The sequence below is a fragment of the Microcystis sp. M44BS1 genome (assembly GCF_020244875.1).
GTDB classification, from domain to species: domain Bacteria; phylum Cyanobacteriota; class Cyanobacteriia; order Cyanobacteriales; family Microcystaceae; genus Microcystis; species Microcystis panniformis.
On record NZ_JADBVM010000328.1, the window covers coordinates 1 to 4,729 of the forward strand.

Annotated in this window: 5 protein-coding genes; 3 read left to right on the plus strand and 2 right to left on the minus strand. The window is 49.4% G+C overall.

Annotation, left to right across the window (positions count from 1 at the left end; translation table 11 throughout):
* Positions 1-206: helix-turn-helix domain-containing protein (locus IM515_RS24240; protein WP_287633624.1), on the minus strand; the 206-nt coding region annotated here is incomplete at its 3' end.
* Positions 207-297: 91 nt separating this feature from the next.
* Between IM515_RS24240 and IM515_RS24245 the strand changes: the two genes are divergently transcribed.
* Positions 298-1,674, plus strand: coding sequence for a cobyrinic acid a,c-diamide synthase CobB (locus tag IM515_RS24245; RefSeq protein ID WP_287628350.1), 1,377 nt, complete (start codon positions 298-300; stop codon positions 1,672-1,674).
* Between the two features lie 311 nt (positions 1,675-1,985).
* Here the strand turns inward: IM515_RS24245 and IM515_RS24250 are convergent, their stop codons facing one another.
* Entirely contained in the window at positions 1,986-2,372 is a 387-nt protein-coding gene (locus IM515_RS24250; protein WP_002788207.1) for a hypothetical protein, read from the minus strand.
* 45 nt (positions 2,373-2,417) lie between these two features.
* Between IM515_RS24250 and IM515_RS24255 the strand changes: the two genes are divergently transcribed.
* On the plus strand, positions 2,418-4,418 hold the full coding sequence (locus IM515_RS24255) for an alkyl/aryl-sulfatase (RefSeq protein WP_287628349.1): 2,001 nt from the start codon (positions 2,418-2,420) through the stop codon (positions 4,416-4,418).
* 6 nt (positions 4,419-4,424) lie between these two features.
* A complete protein-coding gene (locus IM515_RS24260; protein WP_128575143.1) occupies positions 4,425-4,643 on the plus strand; it encodes a hypothetical protein in 219 nt (72 codons plus the stop codon).
* Positions 4,644-4,729 lie beyond the last annotated feature (86 nt).

Genomic DNA, 4,729 nt, shown 5'->3' on the forward strand with positions numbered 1-4,729 from the left:
AAAAACTCTAATTCTTCTTGTTTTTTCCAATCGGTTAGCATTGAAGAAGTTTCAGTATATCCTACTCTTTCTTGTCTTTCGTACCATGCTTGTGTTCTGAGATGGAGTGCCTTATTGTAAACCAATCTTACACAGCCCAATGTGCGCCGCAATAGCGACTCTTGTTCGGGTGTTGGGTAAAATCGAAACGAATAGGCTTTTTCCATACCTCACATTCTAACACATATTTTGTAAATGCGCTAAGATTTAACAGTAAAGCCGTCGTAGAACGACGGGGTTTCAGACCCAAAATTTCCGATGATCATCGCAGGAGAAAGAAGCGGAGTCGGTAAAACGACGATTACTCTGGCAATCTTGGCCTATTTAATCAGTCGTGGCGATCGAGTGCAATCTTTTAAAGTCGGGCCCGATTATATCGATCCCATGTTCCATACTCATTTTACTGGTCGCCCCTGTCGCAATCTCGATCCGGTTTTAACTTCTGAAGACTATGTAAAAACCTGTTTTGCCCAACATTGTCAAAATGTCGATTATGCTCTGATTGAAGGGGTAATGGGGCTATTTGATGGTATTCAATTAAGCGATACTCAATTTCCCGATTATGCCAGTACCGCCCATATTGCCCGTATTTTAGGGCTTCCTCTGCTGTTAGTGATCGATTGTAGTCGTTTATCTACCTCTGTCGCCGCTATTGTCCGCGGTTATCAATCTTTAGACAAAAATCTCCATCTAGCCGGAGTTATCCTCAATCGGGTTGGTAGCGATCGCCATCTGCAATTACTGCAAACCGCCCTAGAATCCATCAATATGCCGATTGTCGGGGTTTTGCGTCGTCAAGATTCCCTGACAATTCCCGATCGCCATCTAGGATTGGTTCCTAGGGATGAACTAGGAGAAATCAGGGAACTGCAAGATCAACTGGCCTCTATTGCCCAAAACTGCTTTAATTGGGACATTCTCTTGCCTTTACTGACTATTTCTCCCCAAGAGAACCCGAAAAATACCCCAGAAGCAAATAAGCTTTTTCCCCCTATCCGTATCGGTATTGCTAGAGATAAGGCTTTTAACTTTTATTACCCCGATAATCTCGATATTTTAGCCAATTTAGGCGCAGAATTAATCTTTTGGAGTCCCTTGCAAGGGGCAAATTTGCCCGAAAACCTGCAAGGATTGTACTTTGGTGGCGGTTTTCCCGAAATCTTTGCCCCGGAATTAGCCGCTAACACCCCTATCTTAACCCAGGTGAGAAAAGCGATCGCCTCTGGAATGCCCACCTACGCCGAATGTGGGGGATTAATGTATTTATGTGACAAAATAGTTGATTTTGAGCAAAAAAATCATTCTATGTTGCAAATAATCCCCCAATCTGCTATAATGTCGCCGAAGTTAACCCTAGGTTATCGACAAGCCATCGCCAAACAGGAGACGATCCTGCTCAAACCGGGCCAACCAGTGCGCGGCCATGAATTCCATCGCTCCCAATTAAGCGGGGTAAGCGACGCACCGATTTATCAACTGCAAGCATTCCCCAAGGGTGCTATCAATGGCGAAGGGTGGCAAGGTAAGAATCTGCACGCTTCCTATCTCCATCTACATTTTGGGTCCAATCTGAGCCTGCCGAAAAAATTTTTAGCTGCCGGCCTTGATTTTTTCCGAACAGATGCGTTAAGCTAATTGCAGATAGATTTGATAATCAATCCGTTAAGGGATACAGGAGGTGATGTCGATGGTAGAAAGTAGTAAAAGCATGGGTCTCCTAATCGACAATAGCCGGCTGTGCGCCGGGGCTGTTCTCTAGACCCCACGTCTAAACAAGATTTAGACTAGCTGGAGTTCCTTCCGGCAGTCTGGTGTCGATTCCGATGACCCACTACACCGCCCTTACCAAGCAATTGGTAAGGGCGGATAGTTTTTGAGGGTTTCCCGTCAGCATTGTCTAAACCTGCCCTGATTTTGCCCTAAGTGAGCCTTTCTTCACTGTAACTCTACGGGCGCAAACTAACCCATCGCCGATTCTGGTTTGGGGACACCATTTTAACGCCTGTCACCGAGATAATATCATTGGCTAAATTCTCCGCTATCATGGGAATTAATCGATTTATATTATTCTCATAAGCTTTTGTCCAGAATTGAGACAGTTTCTCTCTTCCCTCCTCATTGACGTAGATAGTTTTATCGGGCGTAATCAATACCATTGCCACGTCACCTGAGTTTTCCGTGACGGCAAAGACAAACTGATCACGGTCGGACTTGAGACCTTCGTACCAGTAGTCTAGGTGTTCTTCTAATTCGTATTCATAGAGAGCGCGTTCCATCTTGCCATCTTGCAGCAAGGCTTTACGCAGTGTATTGGCTATCTTTCTTTTTTTCATGGTCTTGTCCCTGTTTTTGTTCGCATTAATTACCCACTACTCCTTATGAAAAACAAGCACTTCGATCCAAAAGGCAAGATGCCCTCCCCGTTCACCATCGAACTACAGAACGGTTGGCGCCAGACCCTGCCGTTCGAGGACAAACGGGATTTTGAAGAGGCCCAAAAAGGCTTTATTGCCGCCCCACCTTACAAACAAATCATAGCAGAGGCGGGTAACGTGGCTTGGGATATGGGCAGCTACGAGTTCCTGTTGCGGGGCTTTGACAGCGTTTTCGACAGCATTCACCCCTCATTGCAGCGCCAGGCAGTTCTGAACATGGCCTACGGACTCTATGAAGTCTTGCCGGACAAGATCTACCAAGTGCGAGGGTTCGACCTGGCCAACATGACGATCATCAAGGGCAATACAGGTTGGATTCTATTTGATGTGTTGACCTGTAAGGAAACGGCTAAAGCCGCTCTGGAACTGGTCAATGAACACCTGGGACACCGTCGTGTGGTCGCCGTCGTGTACTCCCACTCCCACGTCGATCACTACGGCGGGGTGCGCGGTGTGGTGGATGAGGCGAATGTGAAGAACGGGAAGGTGCAGATTATCGCCCCCGTTGGCTTCATGGAATATGCGATCGCCGAAAACGTCTATTCGGGGACGGCGATGGTCCGCCGGGCATTCTTTCAGTACGGCCTGCTATTGCCGCGCAGCCCGTTCGGCCATGTAGATCAGTCGATCGGCAAGAACACCGCAGCGGGCAACACCGGACTGATTGAACCCACCCGTTACATCGAGCAGGACATTGAGGAATTGACCATCGACGGGGTGAAAATGGTATTTCAGAATACGCCAGGCACCGAAGCCCCCGCCGAGATGAACACCTATTTCCCTGACTGGAAAGCGTTCTGGGCAGCAGAAAACATCTGCGGTACGATCCACAACATCTACACGCTGCGGGGTGCATTGGTGCGGGATGCGTTGGAGTGGTCGAAGAAAATTAATGAAGCCCTCTATAGGTTCGGGCAGCAAGCGGAGGTGATGTTTGCCTCCCATAGCTGGCCCCGTTGGGGCAACGATCGCATTCAGGAAGTCATGCGAACCCAGCGGGATGCCTATGCCCATCTGCATAACGAGGTGCTGCACCAAGCTAACCAGGGCGTGACCATTAATGAAATCCACAATGTTTACAAGCTGCCCGAAAGTTTGCAGCAACAGTGGGCTGCCCACAGCTACCACGGTTCTGAGGAACACAATAGCCGTGCCGTGATTAACCGCTACCTGGGCTACTGGGATGCCAATCCAGCCACATTAATTCCGCTGTCACCGAGGGAATCGGCTCCGCTCTACGTCGAGATGATGGGGGGTGCGGAGAAGATTCTGGCCAAAGGTCAGGAGTTGCACGATCGAGGCCAATACCGCGAAGCCATGGAGATACTGAACAAGCTGGTCTATGCTGAACCCCAGAACCAGGCAGCTAAAGACCTACTGGGCGATGTGTTTGAGCAGATTGGCTACCAGAAAGAAAGCCCCAGTGTCCGCAACAGCTTTCTGGCCGCCGCTTACGAACTACGAAATGGCTTCCCCACGGGGGTCACGGCCAAGACAGTCACCCCCGATACGGTTCGCGCCATGTCCACCCAACTCTGGCTCGACTTCATCGGCATTCGTCTAGATAGCCAGAAAGCGCAAGGGATGAAATTCACCATCAATTTGCTCACACCGGACAACGGTGAGAAATTTGCGGTGGAAATGAGTAATTCAACCCTGACAAACATCAAGGGATTCCAGGCAAAAAATCCTGATCTCACCATCACGATCGACCGTAGCGACCTGGAGTTGATTATGGCTGGGATAGCCACATTTCCTGCCCTGATTGGCCAAGGGAAGGTGAAGCTAGAGGGCGATGCTCAGGTCTTGGTGCGACTCCAGAGCCTCTTAGTCCAGTTCACCCCGGACTTTGATATCTTGCCAGTAAGCAAGCCGGCGGAGTCAGTTACGCCCACTGAGAACTCGTTCGAGCAGCCAGAGCCGGCAGATACGTCTGGAGGTTGAGCGGCAATGGCAGTCACCCCTGGGAACGGTGAAGGGCTACCGGTTTCAAGCGGGACAGTTTCGGAATGGGGGAGTTGGGCAAGTATCTCACCTCTCCTCGTCTCCCCGTCCCTTCCACAGTGTTCTGTCTTAAGCCGCAACTTAATCCCTGATTATGGCAATCTGACCGCCGTTGACATCCTCGCCGCCCTAAAAGTGCGGCGATTCCTAAACCTCACGATTTAAGTTTCTGCTTCCACCACCGTCGCATACCACAGTTAAAAAACCATGTACTGTCTTACACAGAGTCCACAGACTTTCGCCCCATTTCA

Excerpts from the sequence above, each read along its gene's own strand:
- IM515_RS24245 (WP_287628350.1), top strand. The coding sequence starts at position 298 with ATGATCATCGCAGGAGAAAGAAGCGGAGTCGGTAAAACGACGATTACT.
- IM515_RS24255 (WP_287628349.1), top strand. The coding sequence starts at position 2,418 with ATGAAAAACAAGCACTTCGATCCAAAAGGCAAGATGCCCTCCCCGTTC.
- IM515_RS24250 (WP_002788207.1), bottom strand. The coding sequence starts at position 2,372 with ATGAAAAAAAGAAAGATAGCCAATACACTGCGTAAAGCCTTGCTGCAA.
- IM515_RS24260 (WP_128575143.1), top strand. The coding sequence starts at position 4,425 with ATGGCAGTCACCCCTGGGAACGGTGAAGGGCTACCGGTTTCAAGCGGG.